Here is a 22,042-nt window from a genome sequence, read left to right on the forward strand (position 1 = left end):
GTTATTATTTTGATGGGCTTATAAATTCATTGATTGCCTGATTCACTTCATCAGGGCGTTCGTGTTGGATCCAGTGACTGGTATTGGGAAATCGTTTGATAGTGCAATGTGCAACGTAATCGAGTAATCCATCGAGGTTTTCATTAACAAATGCCAAATCTTGCTCGCCCCAAAGCACCAGCGTAGGTATGTTTAGTCGAATATTGGGGATTTTGATTTCACTCGTGGGCTTAACTTGAGTTGCACTGGTTGAGTGATGATCACTTTGCTTATGAGCGGTTTCTTTTTCCGCCAGTTGTGGCATTGCACGATAATATTGCAGCATGCCATTAATCGCGCCCGGTTGTTGCCAAACATGGCGATATGTATCGATGATCTCAGGGGTAAAAAATGTATTCGTTTGACACTGAAAAATATTATCTGTGAGATAACGGTAATTATGTTGAGTTAATAATCGTTCACCATCACAGCCTATAAGTTCATGAATATAATTACTTTTACTCCGTTGACGAGGGTTGTTGATCATTTCGCGAGTAAAAGTACTGGGATGAGCGGCATTTAGTATGATCAATTGCTGTAAAAGATGTGGTTTAAACGCTGCTAATGGCCATGCGATGGCGCCGCCCCAATCATGCGCCACTAACGTAACTGGATGGTCTGGACTTAATGCAGTAATGAATTTACTTATAATATGAATCAGATTAGGCAGGTCATAAAAGTCAATATTGTGAGGTTTTTCGCTGAGATTGTACCCCGGTAAGTCTGGTGCAATAACCCGATATTGTTTGGCAAAAAACGCGAGTTGTTTATTCCATGTTCCCCAAAACTCTGGGAATCCATGTAAGAAAACAATCGTTTCTATCGATGGTTGAACGGTCTGAGGCACTGACTCAACATAATGAATATTGATATCATCGATTAATATATGGTTATGTGTGAGTGTCATATGCAATCTCAATGTTAAAACCAATTAGCGTTAAGTCAGCTCAAATTGCTGTTGTTTAGTTAAAAAATGTTACTGCAGTCTCTAAGGTTTCACGTTGAGTACGGGTACGGTTAACTGCGGCGTTATCATCGGCATAGCCAAAAGACATACCAAATAAAATGCCACGCTCATCGGGTAGACCTAAGATTTCACGAACCGGCTCGGGAAATTGACCTAATGCACCTTGCATACAATTTGCCACGCCGTGTTCTGCCATCACTAATGATAAGGTTTGCGCATAAATGCCTAAATCGACGGCACCCATAATGTCCAGGTACTTGTCCATAGTGAAAAATACTGCATGAGGCGCATCAAAAAACTGCCAATTACGCACCATGGCCATTTGACGGGCTTTTTTGTCTTCGCGCGCGATACCTACCGAGCTATAAAGTGCATTAGCTGAGCCAAATTGACGGTCACGGTGCACCCCTTGATATTGTGGTAACCAATTAAAATCGGGGTTAGGTGTGGCGCCGCTCATTAAGGTTTCGATAAATTTGGCTTTTAATGTGTCTTTAGTTGCCCCCGATACCACGCAAGTTTGCCAAGGTTGTACATTACAGTTTGATGGCGATAGTTGCGCACTAGAAAAGATTTGTTTGAGCACATTTTCAGGTACAGGCTTAGGTTGAAAGGCACGAACGGAATAGCGATTTTTTAAGATAGATTCTATAGACATAATGGCGACTCTTATTGTTATTAAATCATCAAGCTATACCTGATGTTAGGTATAAATGCGTTTTTGCAGTTATTAACACTTATAACGCCAGCCAATAGTTTGCTGACGTTATAAGCAATGGTTAATTAAAATTGGTACGACACGTTTGCACCAAAAGTCCGTGGCTGATTAGGATAGCCATTAAAACTCCCAGCTTGAATTGGAGGTGGGAAAGCCGATAGTAGGTACTCATCATTGGTTAAGTTACGCACCCAAAGTTGAACACTCACGCCATTATCAAAGGCAAGCCCTGTACTGGCGTTTACGGTATTCACTTCACGCGTTAATGACTCTGGTGTGTTTTCTGCTACTTTAACGTCGCTTTCATATAAATAGTCTGCGCGTACATAACCATTAGCGCCGTTAAACACTTCAAAGTTGTACACCATCCCTGCAGATATACTCACTTCGTGAATACCTGCAGGTTGCTCACCAGACAGATCAACTGGGTCATCTAAACCCGATGCGCCTTCAAATGAGTCGTAAACTGGATCGAGGAAGGTACCTGCTAAGGTCACTGACCAGTCGTCGGTGATGTTGTAGTTTGAATCGAACTCAAACCCTTGAGTACTTTGCTTACCTGCATTGGCTAACACATAGCCAGTGCCGATAAAGATAGAAGATTGAAACCCTTCAATGGTTTGATCAAAGAGCGTTGCGTTGAATGAGCCGTTTTCAAATTGAGTTTTGATGCCAATTTCATACACCTTAGCTTCCTCTGGTGAGGCGTATCTACCACCATACACTTGATTGGGCTCTTCAATACCAGCAGAGACCAATGCATCTTGATCTGTGGCAAATGGACTTGAATAACGGGACAAGTTCCAAGATGAGGCCTTAAAGCCCGTGGCAGCAGTAGCAAACACATTGATATTATCGTTAATTTCATAAGCTAAACGCAGTGACCAGGTGGTTTTACTGTCATCGGTTTTGTTATCTTCAACACTGTTAGGTAGGCCTAACATTGGCGGTAAAAACTGTAAGCTTTCTAGCGTGGGGACTGCGGGTGCTAATGTAGGAATACTGCCAATCGGTACGCCAAAAAGAGTCAACTCGTTTTCAAGATCTAGCGATGAAAACACATCGGTATTATTTTGAGAAATCTTAAGCTCTTTTTGGTCATTGGTATAACTCACCCCAAAGATAGCGGTAAATTGATCGTTAATGTGGTAATCGAAACTGGCAAATAATGAGTAAGCATCATTTTCTTGTTCAAAATCAGAGCTAACTGATGACGTATTTGAAAAGAACGTACCAGGGGCAATACCATATACACCCTCAACACCTTCGAGTAATCCAGGTGCACCACCAGCAGCCATTAGCACATCAAAATAATTACGAATGTCATTGCCGTAATATAAGGTGTCACCCGTGGAGACTTCTTCATGAAAAATATAAGCACCAAACATCCATTCAAATGTGCGTTCGCCTGTTGAGGCTAAGCGAAATTCTTGGGTCATGGTGTCAATGTCGGTGTAACCGCCTTCTGTCAAAATGTCTAAGGTGGTGTAGTCAACATCATTCATAAAGTCCGATTCGTTATTACGTATCGCACTAATTGAGGTAAATGCATATCCCTCAAAATCAATATCTAATTGAAGTGACACGCCGCCATCTTTAACATTGTTGATTGGGTCAGAGTTAAGTGTAGATTGATAGGCAAATGAACTGGTTTCGTCGAGATCCATGCCCCCTAAAGCGCGAACAGCTGCAGTAGTTAGGTCATGTAATAGAGTTTTCGACCGTACAGCAAGCTTCTTCTATTTCGCTGTAATCGGCAATGAGGCGCAGTTTGACATCATCAGTAGGCTCAAACAGTGCCTGACCGCGTACATTCCAGCGATCACGATCGTTAACATCGTCTAAGCCTGATACCGACTCAGTGTAACCATCTCGAGTGTTAAACCCACCAGACACACTAAAGGCTAAGTTATCGTTGATGCCATTAGTGTAATAACCTTTCATCACTTTTTGATTAAAATTACCAATACCGGCTTCAATTTTCCCGTGTTCATAATAAGAAGGTTCACGCGTTGTCACACTAATAACACCTGCTGATGCATTTTTACCAAATAGGGTACTTTGTGGCACCACTTAACACTTCAATTTGCTGCAGCCTTGGTAAATCACCAATTTGAGCCGCGGCGCGAGAGCGATATACACCGTCAATAAATACCCCAACTGAGGGCTCAATCCCGGTATTGTTAGTCCCATTGCCAAAACCTCGGATGGCAAAATTGGTATTGGTTGAACGTTGAAGTGGGGTAACACGTAAAGTAGGTACTAAGGTTTGAAGATCATCGATGTCCATGACCTTAGCCTGCTCAATGGCTTTGCTGCTTACCACGGTAACGGCAACAGGAGATTCTTGTAATCCTTTTGCACGTTTAGAGGCGGTAACCATAATGCGCTCCATACCTTCTTCTTGCTTTACTTCTTCTTCAGCAGCAATTGCCGAAGAGCTAAGTACCCCAAAAACCGCAAGTGAAAGAATAGAGTATTTGAAAATCTGTGATTTATTATTCATTTATTTCCCCAGATAAAGACTAATCGTTATTAAACAAGCTAACTAATACGTTGAATTACCAAAGATATATACGACGCTTAAGCGTTCTTGTTTGTGATTTATAAATATCGATCTTTGTAAAACAGCTTTATTCAATAACAACAAGGGGAATCTTCAAGAATTAGTTTTCTTAACGAAATTTTCCTGAAAATACGAAATTACCACTTATAGTGAACAATTGACCGCAATTTCATGCTAGGACGAGTCGCAACATTAAACAAATCAATTATTTTAATAAGCTACTATTCATTTAAAGAATAGCGTGTTACTAAACTAGTGTTTTTACTCAAATTTTGTTCAAAAGAAGCATTGTTATTAGTTTTTTGGCTGTTAGAAACACATATTTAGCTAAGTATCTGGAGTCCTTGTTATCGCTCAACTATAAATACAGCGAATGTGTACATATAATTAATATGCATTTGGATAATACTTGCAGTTCACTTAGCATCAGAGTTAACCCTTTTATAGTTGATTAGATTCGGTCAACTTTTTTATATGCAATTGGACTGATAAATACCTGGAGAGCAACAATGCCTGAATACAAAGCCCCCGTTCGTGATGTGAAATTTGTGATGCAAGAATTGCTCAACTGTGAGCAACATTACCAACGTTTAGATTATGACGATGCAAGCCTAGATATGGTTGATGCCATTATTGTTGAAGCTGCAAAACTCACAGAAGAAGTGGTTGCACCATTAAATCAAATTGGTGATCAACAAGGATGCACATGGAACGACGGCGTTGTGACTACACCAGATGGGTTTAAACAAGCCTATGACCAGTATGTTGAAGGCGGTTGGCCGACATTATCCCAATCTGAAGAATTTGGTGGCCAGGGTTTACCTCACTCATTGAATATCAGCATTGCAGAATTGTTTTCAAGTGCTAACCACAGTTTTGCCATGTACCCGAGCCTTAGTCACGGTGCATTAGCGACCATTGAAGCGCATGGTACCGAAGCCCAAAAACAGCAATTTATGCCAAACCTTGTTGACGGAAAATGGACCGGCACGATGTGTTTAACAGAGCCGCATTGTGGTACTGACTTAGGCATGCTGCGCACCAAAGCTGAATTACAAGCTGATGGCACTTATTCATTAAGCGGTACTAAAATCTTTATTTCAGCAGGCGAGCACGATTTATCAGACAACATTGTGCATATTGTTATTGCCCGTATTCCTGGCTCTCCAGAGGGTAATAAAGGCATCTCATTATTTATCGTGCCTAAATTTAACGTGAATGAAGACGGCACAATTTCAAATCGAAATGGCGTGAATTGTGGTTCTATTGAACACAAAATGGGGATTAATGGTAATGCGACGTGTGTGATCAATTTTGATGGTGCAACAGGTCACCTGATTGGTGAGCCTAATCGCGGTTTAAAATGCATGTTTACCTTTATGAATGCCGCCCGTATTGGTGTCGCTAACGAAGGTGTTGCCGCAGCAGAAGCTTCATTCCAAGGTGCGCTGGCATACGCTAAGGATCGCTTACAAATGCGCTCAATCAGTGGCATAAAGAACCCAAATGGCCCAGCCGATCCGATTATTGTCCATCCAGATGTTCGCAGAATGCTGTTAACGCAAAAATCGATTGCTGAAGGCGGTCGCGCGTTAGTATCTTACCTAGCGCAACTGGTTGATATTGGCCATGCAGAAAAAGATGAAGCCATTAGAGCGGATGCCGAAACTAAACTGGCATTATTGACCCCGATAGCTAAGGCGTTTCTATCTGAGCTTGGCTTTGAATGTACTAGTCACGGCGTGCAAGTGTTCGGTGGCCATGGCTTTATTAAAGAGTGGGGCATGGAACAGCTGATGCGTGACACAAAAATCAGTTGCTTATATGAAGGTACAACCGGTATTCAAGCACTTGATTTGTTAGCCCGTAAAATTATTGGCACACAAGGTGAAGTATTAAAGCCATTTTCGAAAGATGTCACTGTATTTTGTCAGCAAAATATGGATAACCCAGCCATGGCTGAATTTATTAAACCCATCATGGCCTATGCAAAAGAGTGGCATGACATAACCGTGCTCATTGGCGGTAAAGCCATGAAAAACCCAGATGAAATCGGCGGTGCATCGGTAGATTACTTAATGTATGCAGGTTATGTCACTCTGGCATTCTTTTGAGCCAAAATGGCCAAAGTGGCACAAGACAAACTTGAAGCGGGCACTACTGAAAGTGCTTTCTATGAAGCTAAAATCAAAACCGCGCAATTCTATATACAACGTATGTTACCCAGAGCAAAAGGTCATGCAGCCTGTATTCAAAATGGCGTAGATTCAATGATGGCACTAGACAGTGAACACTTTGTTTTTTAAACGATGATTAACTAATAGGAGATGGCGAAATCGCTGTTGACTCATTAAAATCGTAACGTAGAGCGTTGCGATTTTTTTGGGCTAAGTTTTTCATCAAATGATGATGCATCAATATGGGCGTAAAGCTTTTTATGATTTAAAGCTAATAAAAAAAGCCCTGTTGTCTATTGGCTCATTACAAGAGCAAAACAAAGGACTCATAGAGATTATATTGCATAACTGAGACAAACTAACCTTGATAGAGCAGGCCGTCTCAACATAACAATTAATCGACAGCTAGCATAACGTTTGACGCTTTAACAATCGCGTATGTCGATGAACCGACTTTCAAATCCAGTGATTTTACAGCTTGGTTAGTGATAATCGAAGCAATATGCTCACCACCAGATAATTCAATTGTCACTTCAGAATTAACCGCACCCGTTTCGATTGATTTAACCGTTCCTTTCAGCTGGTTTCTAGCACTTATTTTCATGTGTTCTCCGTCTAAAGTTTATTAATGAATAACCAGTATTTCCAATACTGCATATGATTGTAGTCTTATTTATGATTGCAATGTCTATTTAGATTGTTGAAAAACAGCATAGGTCACATTTTTTATCTTTAAATCCGATAGGTGAAGTGATTGGCATCGCGATAAAATCTCAGCGTTAACCACGGTAACGCAGTAAGCATATAGATAAACCCTCACCGATTAGGGTTAAGTTTGGTTAAACTTGAGTGTACTAAATCAATTGTGGCTTCGTTTCTATTGTGCTCTCTGATGTTGTCGCCACGAAAGCTTGATGTATTGCTAACAACATATATTGTAACCAATTCGTTACTTTTCTTATGCCCATAACTGAGTTGCACAGCTTACTTTTAGACTAATTCGGGTATAGTGAGTCTTTATTTATCAAAAAGGGACTTGGACAATGTCTGGCAAATTGCTCCGTTCAATCACTCCGTTACTTGTATTACTTCCAATGACGGCCGTTGCCGATTCTTGGGTTGATGTGAGTAATCAGTACACTAATAAACAAATCGAACTCACTGCTGAGTTTCAACCAGAAATGGCCAGCTCGATAGGCATTGTTGCAGCAGATAAACAATGCAGCAACATTAGTCAGGTACAACAAGATAAGTATTTAACGACTCTTAAAACCAGTAAAAAGACTTTGCTGGATGCATTAAAAACCGAAACATTACTGCCTGTTCGTCAAGATCTGAATATTATTATTGATGATATTGATCAAACAATTGCTACCTCAGCATTAGACGACAAATACATGCTGCCTTGGGTTGATGTCCCCTTGATTATCTTTCGAGGCGTGTCAGCATTATTAGATGGCCAAATGCCAGAAACACGTAAACAGGCGGCAATAACACGTTTAGCCTGTTATGTCGGTAAAACCGGTCAACCAGCGTTAACGAAACAAGCGCAAACCTTGTTTGAAGCTGCGCTAACCAATGACAAACTGCTTGGCCCCACCAAAGAAGAAGTTGAACAAGCACTGGGCAGAACCGATAAATTACTTGAAGGTTTACAGCAATTATTTGCCGAGCATAAGCTCTCTAAAGCAGAAGGCGATTTAGCACTGTTAAGCCAACAAATCAGCGATTTTCGTCAATGGGCACAAAAAACGGTGATGCCACACACGCGTAGCAATTATCGTTTACCCGCCGACATTTATGCGTTAAAACTCAAAAATGTTGGTATCGATATTGAACCTAATTTGTTGATTGAGCGCGCTAAAGCAAGTTACATGATCACTAAAGCCAATATGCAGGCTTTAGCACCTTTGGTGGCGAAAAAGTTTGATATGCCATCAACTGACTACCGTGATGTTATTAAACTACTCAAACAGAATTCATTGGCAAATGATAAAATTGAAGATCATTACCGCCGAATTAACAGCAAATTAGAAACAATTATTACAGCACAACAAGTTGTGGATTTACCTAAGCGTAATATGATTATGCGCCTAGCGACAGAAGCTGAGGCCGCTGGCAGCCCAGCACCACATATGCAACCACCCCCGTTCATAGGCAATACTGGCGAACAAGGACAGTTTATTCTCACTACGGGTAACCCAGCCTTAACGGGTGACGCCGCCTATGATGACTTTAATTTTGATGCCGTAGCCTATACCTTAAGTGCTCATGAGGGGCGACCAGGTCATGAATTACAATTTGCGGTAATGCTTGAGCAAGGTGTGTCGTTAGCCCGTGTGTATTATGCGTTTAACAGTGTAAATGTTGAGGGCTGGGCACTTTACGCTGAAGCTGAAATGCTGCCATATTTACCCATTGAAGGGCAGTTGATTGCCTTACAGCATCGATTATTACGCAATGCACGAGCGATGTTAGACCCCATGTTAAACTTAGGGCTAACCACAAAAGAGCAGGCTTATCATTTATTAAGTGAAGATGTGGTGTTTTCAAAAGCGGCTGTTAAGCAAGAAGTCGACCGTTATACCATGCGTATGCCAGGTCAAGCTGGCAGTTACTTTTACGGTCTATCGCGATTACTTGAGATAAGAGCAGATGTTGAATTAGCCCTCGGCTCTAAATTTGACCGTTTAGCCTTTAATAACTTTGTATTAGAACAAGGCTTAATTCCACCAAACTTAATGGCAGAAGCGGTTAAAGCTCGCTTTATTACGCCAGCGGAAAAGACAAACTAAGCGATTATTGTTAGGACCTTAATTATATATAATAAACACATCCCATTGAAATCTAATTTGAATGGGATGTTTTATTTGTTTACGACTATAAAAAACAAGGTCATTTTTTTGCGTAAGGTAAGCGCGCTAATTTATTCGTTGTATGATAGCTATCAAGCCCAGATATCGCGACAGTATCAATGGCGTGTAAATCGATAAATCCATCGGCTTTAACGGCGCCTTCATCTACATACACATCAACGATTTCACCTATTACCAATTCGGTTCCATTCACGGCTAAATGTTGTTGTTCAACCAGTTTAACGGAATATTTAAGACGGCTTTGTTTGACAAAAGGTGCGTGAAAATCCATTAGGTATTCAACAGTTAACCCAGTGACATCAAATTCTGATTCATCTCTGTCATAACGAGCCGATGTTTGGTGCGCTTGTGAAAAAATAAATTGATTAACTTGGTTGATGGTGTAAAAACCTGTTTGTAGAATATTTTCAAACGTGTGCCGTGCCACACTGTGAGGTCGTATTATCATGCCCACCAGTGGTGGGTTAGCACCCAAGTGGAACACCGAACTCACAATCGACAAGTTGGTCTGGCGCTGATCATCTTGCGTACCGATAAGATTGGCGCTCTTAAATCCCGACAACGAATTAATAAAATGTGCACGCGTGCGAGTATCGAGCGCGTCAATACGGTCTTGAGTAAAATGCATTTGGGATCCTTCGTAATGACCTAATCAAACTGATGTAGTCTCAACAGCTAAAACAGCGTTAAATTGTGATAAAGCAGTCATTACGTTACAGGATATTGAATGGATCGATTCAATTGTTAATCGATCAGTACATTATACTCCTCTAGCGTGGTATGGCCTCGAGAGGCTAAAAAATTTAATAATGCCGCAGGACTGCGATTTAATAATCGCTCAATAGGAAAATCAACGGTGGAAATGACTTCTAATGATTTTTCAAAATCACCTAGGCTAAATGCCACATGAGAGTCAGAGCCCATCACCAATAATCCGCCTGCATTTTTTACCGCTCTGGCGATGTCTGTGCAATTAGGTAGACTGCCATTGCGTGATGTTAAAAATGACGAGTTATTAATTTCGAGCGCAACATTATGTTTTGCTGCCGCCTGTGCCACTTTGTGTATGTCGATAGGGTATTTGGGGTTGCCAGGATGGGTAATAACATCCACGTGGCCACTTTCGATACAGTTGATTAGCGCTTTGGTATGCGCCTCTTTGGTCGACGGAGCAAAAACAGGTTCGTGAAAGCCTGCCAACACAATGTCGAGCTCTTTTAGATAACTGCCAAAATAATCAATCTCGCCATGCTCATTTTTAATATTGGCTTCAATGCCTCTAAGTAGCCCAATTCCATCAACTATTCTTGGTAATACACGCATATTCACAAAATGCCAAAAGTGGGGCGCATCTGCCATGTCAGGCTACGTGATCGGTAATAGCAAACAATTTTATTCCTTTGCTTTTGGCTACCGAAAAGTAATTATGAACAGTACTGTAAGCGTGAGTGGAGGCGATGGTATGAGCGTGAATATCTACAAGGAAAGCCATGAATAATCTCACTTAGTGAGCAAATAGAATATAAATTAGTCTACTATGTTACAGTGCTGACTGTAACCCTCTATTAAAATATGTTCTATATATGGAAGAGTTATACATTTAAAATTCTCGTTATTAAAATATGACGATCTTCATTAGCGTCTGTTGATCTTTCAAGGTGTTTTTCAGGAGCCATTTGATTAGATAGAAATCCAACACATTGCACAAAAGAGTTAACCTAGGCATGGCGGCACCAAGACTCTTTAGGCCAGGAGTGAGATATTACCGAAGGGGAATAGGGCTGCTTGATTTAAGCGCTCAAAAACATGTAACCATCCCTTATGTAGATAATATTTTAAGAGAGTTTTCTTTACTTAACCGCTCATACAACTTGGGCGGTAGATCGTTTAATGATTCATGTGGTCGATCATAATTATATTCTTCAAGCCAACTATCTGTGATTTCCCTAACTTCAGTCAAGCTATTAAACAGATAACAGTCTAATACTTCATTTCGATAAGTACGGTTAAATCGTTCAATAAATGCATTTGAGTCGGCTTGCTAGGTTTAATAAAATCTAACTTGATGCCGTGTTGTTCGGCCTCATTCCTTAAGTGCATGTGAGATAAACTCTGGACGATTATCTTGCCTTAAACGCTTCGGGTAACCGCGATAGGCTGCGATTCTATCCAGTACGCGTATAACCCGTTGTGCAGGCAAGCTTGAGTCAACCTCTATTGCTAAAGCTTCACGATGGTAATCATCGATTACATTAAAAGTCCTGAACGACTTTCCTGAAAACAAGTTATCGCTCATAAAATCCATTGACCAGCATTCATTAGCCTTTGCAGGTACCGCAAGAGGCTCAGGCTCACGTGAAGGTAAGCGTTTTTTGCCTTTACGTCGTAAGTTAAGCTTCAAACCACAATAAACGCGATACACACGCTTGTGATTCCATTTATGTCCTAGGAGTCGTAGCCGTTTAAATATCTTACGAAATCCATAGGCTCGACGTTTTTCAGCAATGTCTGATACCGCATCAATGATTTCCTTATCATCGATACGCTTGAGTTGATAATAAAAGGTGCAACGACTGATACTTAGCGCATCACAAGCCAACACAACACCCAGGCCAAATTCATTAATGGCATAGTGCGCTAACACCTTTCGTTCTGCTGGCTTTATAGCTTTTTTCAACAATGTCTTTGAGCGCCATGTTTTGTAGGCTGACGTCTGCAAACATCTTTTTAAGTTTGGCATTTTCGGCTTCTAATTCACGCATACGAGTTAAATCTGAGGCTTGCATGCCACCGTATTTTGACTTCCATTTGTAATAGGTGCTTTGACCGACATTATGTTTGCGGCATTACTCAGGCACCGTAAGGACACCCACTCGCCTTCTTTGAGGATATTAATTATTTGGCTTTCAGTGAAACGTGTTGTTAATTTGCACCCAAAACTGATCCACTTTCCCCCTAATTTGCATTGAAAACTGATCCACATATTTAATACCTCCTGCCCCCCTTAAGCAGGAGAATGTGGAGTGATTGATGTGTCATTATTAAGTGTTATACGTCGATGGTATTTTCGTGATGGGTTATCCCAGCGAGAAATCACTCGTCGCACTGGATTGTCTCGCAATACTGTACGTCGTTATCTTAAAAGCGACATTGCAGAGCCTGCTTATCCTCAACGTGACTTGCAGAGTAAGGTAAAAGCGTTCGAAGAAGTGCTCATTAGTTGGCTGAAGCGAGAAGCAAGGCAACGACGCAAAGAGCGTAAAACCGTTAAAAATCTGTATGAAGACTTGTTACCCATGGGCTATTCAGGCTCATATGACAGGGTTGCTGCGTTTGTACGTAAATGGCGTGAAGAGCAGAGATTAACTGCATCCAACCAAGTTTACGTGCCACTTGAGTTTGCTGCTGGTGAAGCCTTTCAATTTGATTGGGGCGAGAACTATGCCTTCATCGATGGTCGTAAAACCAAGCTGCAAGTCGCTCACTTTAAGCTCAGTCATAGCCGAGCATATATTCTGCGAGCCTACCCCACGCAAAGCCATGAAATGCTGTTTGATGCTCATAATCACGCGTTTCGGGTGTTTAACGGTGTGCCAGAGCGCGGGATTTACGACAATATGAAAACAGCGGTTGATAAGGTGCAAAGAGGCAAGGAGCGTATTGTTAACCGCCGCTTCCTAACCATGGTTAGCCATTATCTGTTTGAAGCTGACTTCTGTAATCCAGCCGCAGGTTGGGAAAAAGGCCAAGTTGAAAAGAATGTGCGTGATGCGCGATCAATTATCTGGCAACGTTTACCGCGCGTGAGCACGCTAACTGAGCACGCTAACTGAGCTCAACGATTGGCTAGAGGCGCAATGCATTGCCGACTGGCAATCACGTAAGCATCCTCAGTTTACGGATAGAACCATTGAAGATGTGTGGTATCAAGAACAACGCCAATTGATGAAAGTAACCGCACCGTTTGATGGCTTCATAGAGCATAGTAAAAAAGTATCCTCTACCTGCTTAGTCAGCTTCGACCGCAATCGTTACTCTGTGCCCGCAAGCTTCGCTAACCGGAGAATTAGCCTGCGCGTGTACCCAAGTCGGCTGAGCTTCATCGCTGAAGGGCAGCAGATAGCGGAGCATCCCCGCTCGTTCATGGTGAATCACGATGTACCCGGCAAAGTCATTTACGACTGGCAACACTATTTGCTGGTCGCGCAACGTAAACCGGGGGCACTTCGCAATGGTGCGCCATTTAATACTATGCCCGATAGCTTTAAGCACCTGCAATCCATTTTGCTGCAACGAGCGCGCGGGGATAAGGAAATGGTCGAGGTGTTATCGTTGATATTGCATCACGACGAAGCCGATATTGTGAAAGCGGTTGAAATGGCCTTAGACGCAGGCTGCCCATCTAAACAACATGTGATGAACTGTTTAAGCCGCGTAATTACTCCACCACAGCCTGCGCCCATCCCGATTGGTAGCAGCCTGCAATTAATCACTGAACCAACCAGTGATGCATCACGCTACGACACATTACGAGGTAAACGCCATGCACACTGAAGCTCAATTACACACCCTTAAAACGTTGAAGCTACATGGCATGGCGAGCAGTATTACCGAGTTGACCTCGCAAGACTCACCTGCTTACAAACAAGCTTTACCAATACTCGACACCCTAATAAAAGCCGAGGTAGCAGACAGAGAAGTGCGCAGTATTGCCTATCAAATGAAAATCGCGAAGTTTCCTGTTTACAGAGACCTTTACGGCTTCGACTTCAATGAAAGTGAAGTCGATGAATACCTGATTAGAGGCTTACATCGTTGTGAGTTCATTGAAGATTGCCAGAATGCGGTGTTCGTCGGCGGCTCTGGCACAGGTAAAACACACTTAGCAACGGCTTCCGGGGTGCAAGCCATTCAACATCATCAATACCGAGTACGGTTCTTATCCACTATCGAGTTAGTGAATACCTTAGAGCTTGAGAAACAAGCAGGTCATGTTGGCAGAATGGCCAATCGCCTAGCCAAGTGCGACTTGGTGATACTCGATGAGTAAGGTTATGTGCCGTTTAGTCAAGCGGGCGGCACTCTGCTGTTTCATTTACTCAGTAAACTCTACGAAAGTACAAGCGTACTTATCACCACCAACCTCAACTTCACTGAATGGTCGAAGGTATTTGGGGATGCAAAACTCACTATGGCCTTGCTAGACAGATTGACTCACCATTGCCATATAATTGAAAGCGGCAATGACAGCTACCGATTCAAAGAATCAACTAAAAAATCAAAGGAGAAAAAGGCTAGAAAATAGACCATAATTATGGTCATATAACACCAATTGGGTGGATCACTTTTAGATGCAAATCGTGGATCAGTTTTACCTGCAAATTAACACTCTATGTCTGAATGACCTAGATGTTTAGCATTTTGATAAGTCATTTCAGCTACCTCAATACTATGCTCAAATAGGCCACCAAGATAGCAATGATGATGCTTAAAACTGGCTTCAGAGCGCATGAATAGCTTAAGTACTTCTTCATTATTTAGGATAAAAACGACGAAAGGCAGTAGCTCCTTAACCGACACAAAACTGAGCAGTTTCAAAAATCGACCAACCAGCCCTTCATTCTTATTGTGAGAAAAATTCACCACCTTGATAAATTGCCCTTCAGTGCATTGAATGTGCACAGGTTTGATAGCACAAACCACAGTATTACCTTGATAGTCGTGTGCTATTACCATTTGTGCCAGACCATGAGTAAACTGACAGTTTCTGGCGGTTTCTGCTGTCATGATTGCGTTAACCACGTTATTGGATGAAATAAATTCACAGTTTGCAGTAGGTAGATGTGCACCAAACTTAATATTTTTAACCCACACAAATATTGGTTTATTCATCAACATTCTCCAACATGGTATTAAAATTAACTTGTTCAATAAGACGATCAAACGCACTTCCATCTTGTCTTGTGGCGTTGGGTACATAGCGGCTATAGACTTCAAATAACATTTTGGTCGTGCTATGCCCCATTTGTTTTGCAATCCATTCTGGGTTTTCTCCTGCGGCTAACCATAAGGTCGCGCATGTATGCCTAGTTTGGTATGGGCGCCGTTTTTTTAAGCGCATTTCATTCAATGCAGGATACCAAACACGTTTTGTTACGTTGCGATGATCAAGAGGGTTGCCATTGGCATTAGAAAATACATAATCCTTATTGCCAGTGACTTTCCGCTGTCTTTTAAGTGCATCCACAACAGGTTGAGACAATTGAATACTGCGATAAGACGCCGATGTTTTAGGTGTTTCAACATTTCCGTCAACCAGCGTTTCCTGGATCAAAATTTCGTTTCGGTCCAAATTAACAAATTGCCATTTAAGTCCATCGATTTCAGCCGTTCTCATTGCGGTAAAAAATCTCACAATGTAATAGTCTTTAAAGTCATCACGTACTCTAGACAAGAAAAATTGAACTTCTGCCAGTGAAAACGGTTCAATAGCCGTCTTATCAATCTTTAACGGTTTGATATTGATAAACGGAGTAGGGAAGTCAAAGCGCATTGCTGCTTCATTTAAAATGCCACGCAAAGGTGTCATCACATGATTGATCCAGTCATTACTGAGCTTATTCGAATGCTTTCGCTTAGGTTGAATAATACTCGCGCGGTATTTGATAATTTGTGGCCGTGTTATTTGGTCTAGGTTAAATGAACCAAACTCAGGGATTAAATATTTTTCAAAAATCATAGTCACATTTTTATTATGGCTAATCTTCCAATGAACTCGGTTTTCAGCAAGCCATTCGCTAGCGAATTGACTAAAAGTGGGAATATTAAACAGTAAATGCTCTGTCGGTTCTGGTTCACTTTCCTTGACTAACTTGATTTGGTCATCATATTTTTTAAAATCCTCACAACGTTTACTATCAGGAAAGATGTCTGAGTAAACAAAGCGATCCAATCGGATTTGAGCTTCTATATTACGTAACACACCCTCTAACCGACTACGGTTAAGCTTGGTATCATTTAAAGACGTCTGTTCACGACATCGAATACCCTGATAGTAAAAATCAAAAAAAGTTTTTGGTTACGGGATCTGATACTAGCCATGACAAATACCTCCCTTAGCCATAGGAATAATGACCTTTTGAGTTTGGTATCTGGTATGTTGATACAGTTCTTTTTCTATCTGTTCCCACACATAAAAAATTTTTCGTGATCCAAACGGCCTAATGTAATGAACTCCTTCAAAAAAAACCTTGTCCTTCAATTTACTGTTGATGTAATCTGGATTGAATTTTATGAGTGGTGAAAGCTCTTTAGCAGTAAGCAGTGTTTTTGGCTGTAAACTCATTTTTGTATCCTCATAAGAAACTTTAAACCAATTTAACCACATTTAAAGTTTCTTTCAAGGATACTTTTGATAATATTTAGATATAAAAACATGATTAAATATAACCTAAAAGAATTAATAGCTAAAAAATCATCAATAGAAAAACGAAAAATCACACTTGATGAAGTTGCTACTGCTGCAGGTGTGAACAAGGCAGCTATCTCTAAAATGTCTTCTAATACCAATTATTCAACAACAACACGCACACTTGATGCTTTGTGTATTTACTTTGACTGTAAAGTTGAAGACATCATTGAGCATGTAAAGCCTTAATTTCTGAGCCTTGTTTTAAAATTGCGTTTCAAATACTGAGAATAATTTTTTCTAAAATACATTAAGAAATTTGTTTGATTACCTTTTGTTCATTGAGTAATGAATTGACATGAGTTTTTACTGAAATTGTTGGGTATGTAAGTTATCATATTGACCATATTACGCATCTTGTCGAGCAATTTTTAATCGACTAAACATAGGTTTACAATCAGATATGGAACCATCTGAAACACTGATTCAAATAGGCTTTAAATTCGGTAAGAACGGTGTCCACTCAGCACGCAGTATGATGATTGAAGAGTTGTCATTGTTACTGTTCTCATGCCCAGAAACCGCCACTCGTGAAGATTACGAAAAAGACATCGTTGAGTTTAATATTCTGCATAAGCCAACTGAAAAATCACGTAAGCTGACTTATCGTCACTTGGTTGATCTCTATGGCATCTCGTTAGATATTCCACTGTTTAAGGTTTTGCGAAAGTGGTGGGAACTATCTGACGATTCACGCGCCATATTAGCATTACAGCTTGCTGTTGCTCGAGACCCTATATTAAGAGGCTCAGCTGAACTGATCTTAAATCTTGAGCCAGGTGAACATATTTCCCGTGAAACAGTAGAAGCTCATTTGGCCAAAGACGATCCCGATCGCTTTAGCCCAGCTTCATTAAAATCATTCGCTCAGAATATTAATGGTACTTGGATCCAAGCAGGTTATTTGACCGGTAAAGCCAAAAAATACCGCGCAATACCAAAAGTTACCTATATCCATGTTGCCTATGCATTATTTCTCGCGCATTGTAATGGTCTATCTGGCCAGAGAATGTTTGATAGCTTTTGGTGCAAACTGTTAAACCAAGATAAATCCAGGCTTTTTGAATTAGCGCATAGTGCCTCACTTCGAGGACTGATTAACTTCAAGCAAGCTAGCGAAGTAGTTGAAGTGACGTTTCCAAATATTGAAATACCTAAGGTGTAGGTAATGTCAGATAGATTATCAAAACTGTTAAACAGCTATGAAAGTCATATTAGCCTTCCATGGCCATCAACTGTGTCTGCGGATGAACGAACCATTTTTTTGGTTTATCACAAAGAAGATGAGCTAAAACTAAGAGCCCGAATAGGCGAGTTTGAACAGGCCACAACCCAGTATAGTCACCCTTGGACGCTATTGGACTTAACCAACAGCTTTGAAACATGGATGTCTGAACAAGATTACAAAGAAACCTATTTTGAAGACCCTGAATACCTTACAGGGCTTTATGGTGACTTTGCTGATGAACTTGTTGAGAGTCTTAAAAAACAGTTTGTCGATGACCAAGATGAAAATGAAGTCATCGCAATGTTAGGTTGCGGTACATTATTTGGTTTTGCTTCAGTATCAGGGCTTGTTGAAGCCGTGGCTGAACATGTAAAGGGACGCTTGGTGATATTTTTTCCAGGCGAAGTACATAACAATAATTTTCAATTACTAGATGCAAAGGACGGTTGGGGATATCACGCCACCGCAATTTCAGCTAATTCATAGGGATCAAGGATGTTAAACCGTGAAATTTTTATAAACGATCCAATCAATAGTCGTTTAGCTAACAATGGTGTTGCACAAGTCAAGGACGATCACTCAAAAGCCGCGCTTGAAACACTCGAATACGAATTAAGAACCTTTGTGTGCGATGGGGCTTACGCTAAAGGTATGGACAGCATTTTAAGTCACTACTTAAGTGCGGTTAAAACCAATAGTGAACAACCTGGTGTGTGGATCAGTGGATTCTTTGGTTCTGGTAAGTCTCACTTAGCAAAAATGCTTCGTACTTTATGGACTAACCAAACACTAAATGATGGAAGCAATGCACGCAGTGTTGTGGAACTACCTCCTCATATTGCTGCTCATTTTGATGAGCTATCATCACTAGCCATTAATCATGGTGGTTTACATGCCGCATCAGGCACACTCGGTGCCGGTGTACGTGACCAAGTGCGTATGGCATTTCTTGGCATTATCTTTAAATCTGTCGGTTTGCCCGAGCAGTATCATCTCGCACGTTTTGTTATGTGGTTAAAAGCAGAAGGCGTATTAGCTCAAGTACAACAATACGTAAAAACAAATGCTACAGCTAAAGACGGTGTCGATAGCTGGGACAAAGAGCTTAAAAACCTTCATGTATCTCCAATACTGCATACCGCCATATTAGACGCGATCCCAGGTTTTGCATCAGACGCCAAAGAAGTGCGTGAGATGCTTCGTTCTCAATACATTATTGTAAAAGATGTCACCAACGATGAAATGGTATCAGCTTTAGTCGATGCGATATCTGTTGATGGTGAACTACCGTTAACCCTTGTCGTGCTTGATGAAGTACAGCAGTACATCAGTGATGATGCCCAGCGGGCGTTTGATGTTCAAGAAGTGGTAGAAACCTGTAGTGGTGCAAGCGCATTAAAATCTAAATTACTGTTTATCGCCACAGGCCAAAGTGCCTTATCGGGTATGTCTAACTTGCAACGTTTATTAGGCCGTTTCCAGGTGCCGGTGCAACTTGAAGACACCGACGTGGATTCTGTGATCCGTAAAGTGATTCTGCAAAAGAAAAGCTCGGCAGAAGCACAAGTGCAAGCGGTTATTGATAATAACCTAGGTGAAATATCACGCCATTTGCGTGGTAGTACCATAGAACACAATAAAGATGATGAAAAATGGATGGTAAAAGACTATCCACTATTACCTGTCCGTCGTCGCTTTTGGGAGCGAATTCTTCCCGCACTAGATAAAACCGGTACAGGCTCTCAACTACGTAATCAATTACGTGTGGTGCATGAGGCTGTTAAAAATACCGCGGAAAAAGAGTTAGGCTATGTGATCCCCGCCGATTTTATATACGACCAAATTGCGACTAATCTGCTACAAACCGGTGTGATATCAAAAGACATTTACGAAACCATCAGCCGTAAAAAAGCGGGTAATGAAGATGAGCAATTACAAGGTCGCTTATTAGCACTTATTTTACTCATTAGTAAACTTCCGAGTGATGTCGAGTATGGCATTCATTCAACGGTAGACAGCTTAGCGGATTTATTATTAGAAGATTTGCAGCAAGATAAACACAAACTGCGCCCAATCGTACCCAAAATGTTGCAAGTGCTTGAGGATGAGCATTTGATCATGTCGATGGAAACCACTGTAGGGCAAGAGTACCGCTTACAAACGGTTGAAAGCCAGGCTTGGTACGATGAATTTCGCCGTCAGGAATCAGATGCAATCGGCAATCCACAAATGTTGGAGTCTGATCGTTCTAAAGCAATTCAATTTTATATACGCCAGCAAATATCTCATGCACGCATTACCCAAGGCTCTATGATGGAACCTAGGGTAATTACGGCCATATTTGAAAGTGAACTACCGAAAGATGCCGATACAAAAATCTGCGCTTGGGCACCAGAAGTAACAGAGAAACAGTTTAATGACATATCTCGGGGGAGTGATCCTGATGAGGCAACCATCTTTATTCATGTGCCGACATCACATCGCAGTGAATTACAAGCGGCAATCGTCTCGCTTAAAGCGGCTGAGAGCACCTTAGAAATTCGTGGTGGTGCCACTACCGACGCAGGTAAAGAAGCCAAAAATGCCATGGAAACTCGTTTGCGGGATGCCGAGCGAACTAAAAATGCATTGCTAAAAGATATCTTCTCGCAAATTCAAGTTCGCTTAGCAGGTGGCCAAGAGGTTGAAGGTGAAACCCTAAAAGATCAAATTCAAAATGCCGGTGAAATAGCCTGTCAGCGCTTATATCATAAATTTAAAATGGCTGATGATAAAGGCTGGGCTAAAGTGTTTGAGCGTGCCAGTAAGCATGCTGATGCCAATGCACTCGAAGCTATTGGCCATAATGATGATGCTGATAAGCACCCAGTGTGCGCCGAAATAAAACGTTTTATTGGTTCAATGAGGCCAGGTAAAGATATTGTCGACAACTTCCGCCAAGCGCCTTTTGGTTGGAGTAAAGACACTATCGATGGTGCACTACTTGCTATGGTAGCAGCCAATGTCTTACGTGCAGCAGATAGCCAAGAAAGAGCGGTAGACGCTAAAAAATTAGACCGTTCCTCTATATCGCAAACAAAATTCCGCCCTGAAAATGTCACTTTATCAAAAGTACAGTTAATCAAGGTGCGTGGCGTGATTAGTACTTTGCATGAGCAAACATGCAATGCCGGTGAAGAAGCAACCAATCTACCGCAAGCAATTATTAATGCTCGTAACCTTGCTCGCCGTACGGGTGGTGAAGCACCACTACCTATGGCGCCTAGTACTAAATTGCTCACTGATTTAGAGATGTATTCTGGTAACGACCAGTTACAACAGGTGTTCGATAATAAAGATCAATTACTCAGCGACTTTGCAGATTGGCAGGCTTTAGCAGATAAAGTTAAAGCTCGCCAAGCGCGTTGGAGTGATTTTGAACTTGCACTTAAGTATGCAAAAGATTTAGACATTTTTACTGCTTTAGATAAAGAGCGCCAAGCGATTATCGCTAATCGCAGTTTATTAGACGATCCAAATCCAGTAGATACCTTACTCAAGCAAGCGGTTAATGGCTTACGCGACACGCTAACGAGTCGGTTAAGCGATTACCAGCAAGAGCATAAAGCTTGCATGCTCGAGCTTGAAGAAGATGAACACTGGCAAAAGCTCGACGAAACCAAACGCAATGAATTCTTGAAAAAACGTCATCTCGATAAATTACCCGAAGTCAATGTGAGTGATGCCGCAGGCGTGTTCGATTCGCTCGATGAGATCAATTTTGATCAATGGCGCGATAAAACAGCAGCGTTAACGGGAATATTTAATCAAGTCCTTAAAGATGCCATCAGCGAGTTAACCCCAAAAGTAAGGTATTACAAACTCAATAAGCCGTTAATTGAAGACGAAACTCAGCTACAAAACTGGCTGGATAAAGTCGAGCAAGAGCTACGAGCAGAGCTCGCCAAAGGACCAGTTGTGCCATCTTAATGGTGCATTTACTTACTATATCGTATTCAGCCGC

Annotated in this window: 14 protein-coding genes and 6 pseudogenes; 8 read left to right on the top strand and 12 right to left on the bottom strand. The window is 41.3% G+C overall.

The window, feature by feature from the left end:
- Positions 1 to 4 precede the first annotated feature (4 nt).
- The 5 genes from N4T56_RS08600 to N4T56_RS08620 form a co-directional block, all read right to left on the bottom strand.
- Positions 5 to 946 carry an alpha/beta fold hydrolase gene (locus N4T56_RS08600; protein ID WP_261732922.1) on the bottom strand — a complete coding sequence of 314 codons (942 nt, stop codon included), beginning with the start codon at positions 944 to 946 and terminating at the stop codon, positions 5 to 7.
- A 55-nt stretch (positions 947 to 1,001) separates the two neighbouring features.
- Positions 1,002 to 1,664 (bottom strand): nitroreductase, encoded by a 663-nt coding sequence (locus tag N4T56_RS08605; RefSeq protein WP_261732923.1) that lies wholly within the window; start codon positions 1,662 to 1,664, stop codon positions 1,002 to 1,004.
- Between the two features lie 125 nt (positions 1,665 to 1,789).
- Complete coding sequence (locus N4T56_RS08610) at positions 1,790 to 3,391, bottom strand: TonB-dependent receptor domain-containing protein (protein WP_261732924.1); 1,602 nt, start codon at positions 3,389 to 3,391, stop codon at positions 1,790 to 1,792.
- 34 nt (positions 3,392 to 3,425) lie between these two features.
- A complete protein-coding gene (locus N4T56_RS08615; RefSeq protein WP_261732925.1) occupies positions 3,426 to 3,794 on the bottom strand; it encodes a hypothetical protein in 369 nt (122 codons plus the stop codon).
- The gene (locus tag N4T56_RS08620; RefSeq protein WP_261732926.1) at positions 3,769 to 4,230 is read right to left on the bottom strand and encodes a TonB-dependent receptor plug domain-containing protein; all 462 of its coding nucleotides are present in this window, start codon (positions 4,228 to 4,230) and stop codon (positions 3,769 to 3,771) included. Before N4T56_RS08620 ends, N4T56_RS08615 begins: the two co-directional genes overlap by 26 nt.
- 569 nt (positions 4,231 to 4,799) lie before the next feature.
- Between N4T56_RS08620 and N4T56_RS08625 the strand changes: the two are divergent.
- A pseudogene (locus tag N4T56_RS08625) lies at positions 4,800 to 6,596 on the top strand (acyl-CoA dehydrogenase C-terminal domain-containing protein).
- Between the two features lie 265 nt (positions 6,597 to 6,861).
- On the opposite strand, the gene N4T56_RS08630 reads toward N4T56_RS08625, so the two are convergent.
- Positions 6,862 to 7,071, bottom strand: a complete 210-nt coding sequence (locus N4T56_RS08630; RefSeq protein ID WP_261732927.1) for a TOBE domain-containing protein — start codon at positions 7,069 to 7,071, stop codon at positions 6,862 to 6,864.
- A gap of 439 nt (positions 7,072 to 7,510) precedes the next feature.
- On the opposite strand from N4T56_RS08630, the gene N4T56_RS08635 reads away from it, so the two are divergent.
- Positions 7,511 to 9,262, top strand: a complete 1,752-nt coding sequence (locus N4T56_RS08635) for a DUF885 domain-containing protein (protein ID WP_261732928.1) — start codon at positions 7,511 to 7,513, stop codon at positions 9,260 to 9,262.
- A gap of 100 nt (positions 9,263 to 9,362) precedes the next feature.
- On the opposite strand, the gene N4T56_RS08640 is transcribed toward N4T56_RS08635, so the two are convergent.
- The 3 genes and pseudogenes from N4T56_RS08640 to N4T56_RS08650 all read right to left on the bottom strand — a co-directional run bounded on the left by N4T56_RS08640 (position 9,363) and on the right by N4T56_RS08650 (position 12,287).
- On the bottom strand, positions 9,363 to 9,971 hold the full coding sequence (locus N4T56_RS08640) for a flavin reductase family protein (protein WP_261732929.1): 609 nt from the start codon (positions 9,969 to 9,971) through the stop codon (positions 9,363 to 9,365).
- 116 nt (positions 9,972 to 10,087) lie between these two features.
- A pseudogene (locus tag N4T56_RS08645) lies at positions 10,088 to 10,835 on the bottom strand (PHP domain-containing protein).
- A gap of 327 nt (positions 10,836 to 11,162) precedes the next feature.
- Positions 11,163 to 12,287, bottom strand: a pseudogene (locus N4T56_RS08650) (IS3 family transposase).
- A gap of 88 nt (positions 12,288 to 12,375) precedes the next feature.
- On the opposite strand from N4T56_RS08650, the pseudogene istA reads away from it, so the two are divergent.
- Positions 12,376 to 13,897: pseudogene (istA, locus tag N4T56_RS08655) on the top strand (IS21 family transposase).
- Positions 13,887 to 14,648 (top strand): annotated as a pseudogene (gene istB, locus N4T56_RS08660) (IS21-like element helper ATPase IstB). Before istA ends, istB begins: the two co-directional pseudogenes overlap by 11 nt.
- A gap of 77 nt (positions 14,649 to 14,725) precedes the next feature.
- Here istB and N4T56_RS08665 read toward each other — a convergent pair.
- The 3 genes and pseudogenes from N4T56_RS08665 to N4T56_RS08675 form a co-directional block, all read right to left on the bottom strand.
- Entirely contained in the window at positions 14,726 to 15,235 is a 510-nt protein-coding gene (locus N4T56_RS08665) for a hypothetical protein (protein ID WP_261732930.1), read from the bottom strand.
- Positions 15,228 to 16,444, bottom strand: a pseudogene (locus tag N4T56_RS08670) (Arm DNA-binding domain-containing protein). The gene N4T56_RS08665 and the pseudogene N4T56_RS08670 overlap by 8 nt, the downstream one beginning before the upstream one ends.
- Positions 16,437 to 16,730, bottom strand: coding sequence for a hypothetical protein (locus tag N4T56_RS08675; RefSeq protein WP_390904027.1), 294 nt, complete (start codon positions 16,728 to 16,730; stop codon positions 16,437 to 16,439). The pseudogene N4T56_RS08670 and the gene N4T56_RS08675 overlap by 8 nt, the downstream one beginning before the upstream one ends.
- A 48-nt stretch (positions 16,731 to 16,778) precedes the next feature.
- On the opposite strand from N4T56_RS08675, the gene N4T56_RS08680 reads away from it, so the two are divergent.
- The 4 genes from N4T56_RS08680 to brxC all read left to right on the top strand — a co-directional run bounded on the left by N4T56_RS08680 (position 16,779) and on the right by brxC (position 22,008).
- Positions 16,779 to 17,000: a helix-turn-helix domain-containing protein gene (locus tag N4T56_RS08680; RefSeq protein ID WP_223417387.1), complete on the top strand. Its 222-nt coding sequence runs from the start codon at positions 16,779 to 16,781 to the stop codon at positions 16,998 to 17,000.
- A gap of 214 nt (positions 17,001 to 17,214) precedes the next feature.
- Positions 17,215 to 17,976 carry a hypothetical protein gene (locus N4T56_RS08685; protein WP_261732931.1) on the top strand — a complete coding sequence of 254 codons (762 nt, stop codon included), beginning with the start codon at positions 17,215 to 17,217 and terminating at the stop codon, positions 17,974 to 17,976.
- 3 nt (positions 17,977 to 17,979) lie between these two features.
- Positions 17,980 to 18,525, top strand: a complete 546-nt coding sequence (locus N4T56_RS08690; RefSeq protein ID WP_261732932.1) for a BREX protein BrxB domain-containing protein — start codon at positions 17,980 to 17,982, stop codon at positions 18,523 to 18,525.
- 9 nt (positions 18,526 to 18,534) lie between these two features.
- The gene (brxC, locus tag N4T56_RS08695) at positions 18,535 to 22,008 is read left to right on the top strand and encodes a BREX system P-loop protein BrxC (RefSeq protein WP_261732933.1); all 3,474 of its coding nucleotides are present in this window, start codon (positions 18,535 to 18,537) and stop codon (positions 22,006 to 22,008) included.
- The last annotated feature ends 34 nt before the right edge of the window (positions 22,009 to 22,042 follow it).

This window comes from Shewanella phaeophyticola (assembly GCF_025398315.1).
In the GTDB taxonomy this organism is placed as follows: domain Bacteria; phylum Pseudomonadota; class Gammaproteobacteria; order Enterobacterales; family Shewanellaceae; genus Shewanella; species Shewanella phaeophyticola.

Coding starts and splice junctions, on each gene's coding strand:
- N4T56_RS08600 (WP_261732922.1), bottom strand. CDS start 946: ATGACACTCACACATAACCATATATTAATCGATGATATCAATATTCAT.
- N4T56_RS08605 (WP_261732923.1), bottom strand. CDS start 1,664: ATGTCTATAGAATCTATCTTAAAAAATCGCTATTCCGTTCGTGCCTTT.
- N4T56_RS08610 (WP_261732924.1), bottom strand. CDS start 3,391: ATGGATCTCGACGAAACCAGTTCATTTGCCTATCAATCTACACTTAAC.
- N4T56_RS08620 (WP_261732926.1), bottom strand. CDS start 4,230: ATGAATAATAAATCACAGATTTTCAAATACTCTATTCTTTCACTTGCG.
- N4T56_RS08630 (WP_261732927.1), bottom strand. CDS start 7,071: ATGAAAATAAGTGCTAGAAACCAGCTGAAAGGAACGGTTAAATCAATC.
- N4T56_RS08635 (WP_261732928.1), top strand. CDS start 7,511: ATGTCTGGCAAATTGCTCCGTTCAATCACTCCGTTACTTGTATTACTT.
- N4T56_RS08640 (WP_261732929.1), bottom strand. CDS start 9,971: ATGCATTTTACTCAAGACCGTATTGACGCGCTCGATACTCGCACGCGT.
- N4T56_RS08665 (WP_261732930.1), bottom strand. CDS start 15,235: ATGAATAAACCAATATTTGTGTGGGTTAAAAATATTAAGTTTGGTGCA.
- N4T56_RS08675 (WP_390904027.1), bottom strand. CDS start 16,730: ATGTGGTTAAATTGGTTTAAAGTTTCTTATGAGGATACAAAAATGAGT.
- N4T56_RS08680 (WP_223417387.1), top strand. CDS start 16,779: ATGATTAAATATAACCTAAAAGAATTAATAGCTAAAAAATCATCAATA.
- N4T56_RS08685 (WP_261732931.1), top strand. CDS start 17,215: ATGGAACCATCTGAAACACTGATTCAAATAGGCTTTAAATTCGGTAAG.
- N4T56_RS08690 (WP_261732932.1), top strand. CDS start 17,980: ATGTCAGATAGATTATCAAAACTGTTAAACAGCTATGAAAGTCATATT.
- brxC (WP_261732933.1), top strand. CDS start 18,535: ATGTTAAACCGTGAAATTTTTATAAACGATCCAATCAATAGTCGTTTA.